We start from the raw sequence: 4,449 nt of genomic DNA on the forward strand, positions 1-4,449 counted from the left end.
GCGCCGTTCCGCTAAAACCTGCTGACACCGGACGGCTCGCGCCGTTCCGCTAAGACCTGCCGACACCGGACGGCTCGCGCCGTGCCGCTAAGACCTACGGTGCCAACGCACGTGGCATCACGCCGTCGCCCCCCGGCGCATGCGGTGTTTCGCACAGGCGTGCGATCCGGAGCATCGGATCAACGCGAACGTGTGCGTCCTGTCGCAGCGACGCCGGTGCGCTTCCACGCATCGAAAGTCCGCTAAAAATGGCCGAATCACCGTCTGACGCGTGCGGCTCAATCTCTCGGTGGTGACATTCCCGTTCGCCAAACCGGGCCTCATGGAACGCCATTTGCATCCTTTGATCGGCTTTCACCTTCGGATCCGGCGTGGTCGTTCCCGGCTTGTTCGGCCGGCAGCGACGCCGCGCCCGCTGCCCACCCCCATCCCCATTTGATGGTTAGGAGTTAACCATGGCCCAACCCCAAACCTCCTCCGAAACGTCCCGTCGCCAATTCATACAACGATCCGGTGCCGCGGCGGTCGGCGCGACGATCTTCGGGCAAACCATTCCGGCGGTCCATGCGGGTGAAAACAACACGATCCGTTTAGCATTGATCGGCTGTGGCGGACGCGGCAATGGCGCCGTCGTCAACGCGCTCAACACCAGCAATCAAGGACCGATCGAACTGTACGCCGTTGCGGATTTGGAGGCCAGCAAGATCCAGAATTCGCTCAAACCGCTGGCGAGAAAATTCCCCGACGGCATCAATGTCTCCAAGGACCGACAGTTTCTTGGGTTCCAGGCCTACAAGGCTGCGATCGACACGCTGCGTCCCGGCGACGTCGCACTGTGTACGACGCGGGCCTACATCCGCCCGGTACACGTCGAATACGCCGTCCAAAAAGGCATCAACGTCTTCATGGAAAAACCATTCTCGCCGGACCCGGTGGGTCTGCGGCGGATGCTCCAGGCCGCTGAACTGGCCGAACAAAACGGCGTCAAGATCGCGGCCGGACTGCAATGCCGACACTCGCCGGCACGCGCCGCCTTGATCGACAAAATCGCCAGCGGCGAAATGGGCGATCTATCGTACATCCGGGCGAACCGACTGACCGGACGGCGCTGGCTGGGCGACCAACGTGACAAGTCCAACCTGTTCGGCGAACAACTCAAGTTCGGCAAGGCCCAACTGATGTGGGTCGGCTCCGGACACATGGTCGACAACTTGATTCACCAGATCGACGAATGCTGTTGGTTGATGGACGATTGGCCCACCAGCTGTCACGGGATGGGCGGTCGCGAAGTCAACAGTGAAGACCGTGGCCAGAACAACGACATCTATTCGATGGAGTACACGTTCCCCAATGGCAAAAAAGCATTTTGCGGCTTTCGTCGGGCCAAGAACGGCGACAACGACTTCGCCACCTACGTTCATTGCAGCAAGAAAGCGGGGCAGTTCTCCGGCAACGTTCACAAGGCGACCGTCCACATGTTCAAAGACCATCGGATCGCCAAAGACAACATCGAATGGACACCGACACCGGATGCCGAAAATCCCTGGGACTACGAATGGATCGACTTCATTCACAGTATCCGCAACGACCTGCCCCACAACGAAGGCAAGCGGGCGGTGTACGCCGATTTTGCTTCGCTGATGGGCCGAGCGGCGGCGCACTTGAATCGAACCGTGACGTGGGACGAAGTCACCCAGTCCGATTTCCAATTTTGTGACTACCTGGACGATCTGACCGAAGACAGCCCGCCGCCGGTGAAAGCCGATGAAAACGGATTCTTCCCGCCGCCCGAAGCCGGCGAGTGGGTCGAACTCTAGTCCCAGGCCAAACACATGGGCTCGCCCGCCAGGCGAGCCCCGCAGTCACGTCGCACCCCACCAGCCCGCCATTTATTCACGCCCCATCTTTTGACCAACCCATTTTTTGACCAACCCATTTTTTGACCAACCCATCTTTTGACCAACTCTCTCTCCTTTCCGGTTCTGGCGTCCCGACGACTTTCCAGTCACGGACACGCCACATTGCGAATCAGAATCCCGGCAGATCACTTTTAGCAAATTGCCACTTTCATGCCCCATCCCCATGCTGACTACGGGCAAGTCGATTTCGGCAGCGCCCCACTGATGTTTTATTATGAAGTGACGCAGGCGTGCGATCTGGCCTGCCAACATTGCCGAGCTTCTGCGCAACCGATCGCCGACCCGCAACAGCTGACAGCGGTGCAGTCGAGGGCGTTGTTGGACCAGGTCGCGAGCTTTCCTCGCCCGCCGGTCGTTGTGTTCACCGGCGGCGATCCGTTGAAACGCGCCGATCTTTTGGACTTGATTCGCTACGCCCGCGACAAGGGATTGCAAATCGCGCTGACACCGTCGGCGACACCACTGGCCACGCGCGAAGCGCTGCAGCAGGCCCGCGATGCCGGTGTCAGCGTGTTGGGCATCAGCCTGGACGGCAGCGACGCCGAGACGCACGACGCGTTTCGAGGCTGGGAAGGCAGCTTTGAGCGGACGCTGCGGATGTTGGCCGATGCGCGTGAGTTGGAATTGCCGGTCCAAGTCAACACGACGATCACGCGCCGCAACGTGCACCAGGTCGATGCCATGGCGGAGCTTTTCGCCGATCAACAGATCATGATGTGGTCGGTCTTTTTCCTGGTACCGGTAGGACGCGGCACGATGGAGGAGCGAATTTCGCCGGCCGAGTACGAGCAGGTCTTCGAAAAACTGTGGACGCAGTCGCAACGGCAACCCTATGGGATCAAGACGACCGAAGCGCCACACTATCGACGTTTTGTGATGGAGCGTGGAGGCGACCCGTTGGCCTCGTCCCATCCCGGACGACGACGGCGTGCACCGCTGGGCGTCGGCGACGGCAAGGGCATCATGTTTGTCAGTCACACCGGTGAAATCTATCCGGCCGGATTCCTGCCACTGCGATGCGGACGCTTTCCCGACGATAGCGTGGTCGACACCTATCAAAATCATCCGACCTTTCGTTCGCTGCGCGACCCGGAACAATTCAGTGGCAAGTGCGGCGTGTGCGAGTATCGAGACGCTTGCGGCGGCAGCCGCTCCCGCGCCTACGCCGTCTACGGCGACCCGTTGGCCAGCGAACCGGATTGCGTCTACTCGCCGATTGAAACCGATGTCGTGGCGAACCTTTCATGAACCAGATCAAACATCGCGTCGCCATTGTCGGTGCGGGGATCAGCGGCTTGGCCGCCGCTCATCAGTTGAGTCGATCGGACGCTTCACTTGAGATCACCGTGTTCGAAGCGAGCGATCGGTTGGGCGGCGTCTTGCAAACCGAACAGACCGACGGCTTTTGCATCGAACTCGGTCCCGATAGTGTTCTCAGCCGAATGCCCTGGGCCGTCAACCTGTTTCGCGACATCGGCCTGTCTGACCAGCTGATCAATACCAATTCATCGCACCCTGGCGTCGACGTGGTCTGTCGCGGGCGTTTGGAACGGTTGCCCGACGGCTTGGCGGTGATGGCACCGCAGCGAATCTGGCCGATGGTGACGACGCCGATTCTCAGCTGGCGCGGCAAAGTCCGACTCGCCGCCGAACGTTTGATTCCCAGGCGTCATGGTTCAGATGACGAGAGTTTGGCCGCCTTTGCGTGCCGCCGACTGGGCCGTGAAGCGTTCCAGCGCCTCGTCCAACCGCTCGCCGGCGGGATTTACATGGGCGACCCGGAACAGCTCAGCATCAACGCGACCTTTCCGCAGTTTGTGGAGATGGAATCCAAGTACGGCAGTCTGATCAAGGCGGCGCGCGCGGGTGCCAAAACGCAACGAGCGGCAGCCCCGCGAACGAAGCCCCCAAATCCAGCCGCCGGCGGACCCGAGTACAGTTTGTTCGTCGCGCCGCGGCACGGCTTGGGCAGCGCGATCGATGCGTTGGCATCCGAGTTGGGCCGATGCGACGTGCGCACCAACCATCAAGTGCTCTCACTGTCACGCCGTGACAACGGTTGGGCGATGCAAATCAAGCAAACCGAATCCGGCGAAACGCGACGCGAAGAGTATTCGTCGGTGATCCTGGCCGTACCGGCGCATCACGCGGGTTCGATCTTACAGACAACCGATCCAGAACTCTCGCAAGCGTTGAACGAGATTCCGTACGCGGGATGTGTCGTAGTGAATCTCGCCTACGATCGCGACGCGTTTCCCGGTGAGCTCGACAATTTTGGGTTCCTCGTGCCGCATGTCGAACAGCGTCCCGTGTTGGCCTGCACGTTCAGCAGTGTGAAGTATGCCGGTCGGGCCCCCGAAGGCAAAGTCTTGTTGCGGGCGTTTCTCGGCGGAGCCTGCCGTGAGGAAGTGATGCAGTGGTCCGACGAAACGATTGTTGAAACCGTGCGAAACGAACTTCGGCAGTTGAGGCAAGTCAGCAAGCCGCCGTTGTTTTCGCGAATCAAGCGTTGGCATCGCGCGATGCCGCA

The 4,449-nt window shown here is 60.5% G+C and carries 3 protein-coding genes; all 3 read left to right on the forward strand.

Annotated features, from left to right (window positions below; genetic code table 11):
• The first annotated feature begins 455 nt into the window (after positions 1 to 455).
• Positions 456 to 1,817: a Gfo/Idh/MocA family protein gene (locus ABX749_RS23515; RefSeq protein WP_372898145.1), complete on the forward strand. Its 1,362-nt coding sequence runs from the start codon at positions 456 to 458 to the stop codon at positions 1,815 to 1,817.
• 252 nt (positions 1,818 to 2,069) lie between these two features.
• The gene (locus tag ABX749_RS23520) at positions 2,070 to 3,167 is read left to right on the forward strand and encodes a TIGR04053 family radical SAM/SPASM domain-containing protein (protein WP_372898146.1); all 1,098 of its coding nucleotides are present in this window, start codon (positions 2,070 to 2,072) and stop codon (positions 3,165 to 3,167) included.
• Positions 3,164 to 4,449: protoporphyrinogen oxidase (gene hemG / locus ABX749_RS23525; protein ID WP_372898147.1), on the forward strand; the 1,286-nt coding region annotated here is incomplete at its 3' end. The genes ABX749_RS23520 and hemG, both read left to right, overlap by 4 nt.

It is taken from the genome of Stieleria sp. (assembly GCF_041595215.1).
GTDB lineage: Bacteria > Planctomycetota > Planctomycetia > Pirellulales > Pirellulaceae > Stieleria > Stieleria magnilauensis.

Bases quoted from the DNA above. Each gene is read 5' to 3' on its own strand.
- ABX749_RS23515 (WP_372898145.1), top strand. From the start codon at position 456: ATGGCCCAACCCCAAACCTCCTCCGAAACGTCCCGTCGCCAATTCATA.
- ABX749_RS23520 (WP_372898146.1), top strand. From the start codon at position 2,070: ATGCCCCATCCCCATGCTGACTACGGGCAAGTCGATTTCGGCAGCGCC.